The 1115-nt window shown below is 31.0% G+C and carries 1 protein-coding gene; it reads right to left on the bottom strand.

Going from position 1 to position 1115, the window contains the following annotated elements; all coding sequences use genetic code 11:
- Positions 1–782 precede the first annotated feature (782 nt).
- The coding region (locus ACFINR_RS09385) for an autotransporter outer membrane beta-barrel domain-containing protein (RefSeq protein ID WP_375614003.1) at positions 783–1115 on the bottom strand (333 nt) is incomplete at its 5' end.

The raw sequence follows: 1115 nt of genomic DNA, 5'->3' as shown, positions 1-1115 counted from the left end.
TTAGGAAAATTTCATGCAATAATTCAGAATGCTCATTCATCATTTTACATATTGAATAAAAACTGAATATTATAAATTTCTTTCATTTCAAACCTGTTTATATTTAATCAATTAACCCCTTGTCTATCACAAACGAAGCTGGCATGCAAAGAAGGACTTTTGAAAAAAGGTGAATTGCTTCTTATGAATATTCTCGAGTGCTAAAATCTGCGCATGACCGCAATGAAAATAATATCCTGTATCTTATCGAAATTTCTCTGCCACCTATCACTTACAAAACAACAACCATAACAACACGATAAAGCATACTTTACTTTTATTATAATTTGACCTCAAACTCCCTCTGTTTGTTCTAAAAACAAGTATTTATCCAAAATTCTTAAGTAAATATCCTAAAAAATGGAACAAATAGCGTATTAAATGATATAAACGTGAATAAAGTTCTAAAACAAAATTCAAAACAATGCATAAAACTCATAAAGACTAAACTTATGATCTATAAAAATGAATAAAGAAATGGACAAAAACAACCACCTATATCGTCTCTTTTGAAAGATTATGCCGAAAGCATTCAGCATTCAAACTTTTCATATTCACAATGAAATCTGTCCTCATATCTTAACATCAAAAATTTTAGAAAAATTTCTCATCGCATAAAAGAAAGCATCTATTGTAATCTTTTATATCAAAAAATAACCATATTGATGAAGCAAAATAAATTTTAATACATTAAAAGGCCGAAAATCTTCTGCCTTTTAACTAAAAATACATATTGCAGCTCATCAAAAAAGGTGGCGCAATCCAGCAGAGAAACTCGTTCCAGAAAAACCAATTTTCTTAAATCTATGCTGATAAGTGACATCTCCACGAAGAGAAAGTTTTGATGAGAGACGGGCATTAAACCCAACCCCTGCTTCCAAAGAAGAACCAAAGGAACCTAACTGAAAATCGTTTTTAAAAGAAACGAATTGCTTATCTTCAAAACTATGCAAATAAGAAAGCTTACTATAAAAAGAAACTTCACGTCCCTCTTCCACAACACCTAACGTCTTGCTTAAACGCCCACCAACACGCCCCACCCATTGATGAAATTTTCCTAAATCAACATCAAGATT

Origin of the sequence: Bartonella sp. AP19HLJMH (genome assembly GCF_042196245.1) — a bacterium.
GTDB lineage: Bacteria > Pseudomonadota > Alphaproteobacteria > Rhizobiales > Rhizobiaceae > Bartonella.
Note: the sequence above shows the minus strand (reverse complement) of the source record. Positions and strands in the feature narration are given on the sequence as shown.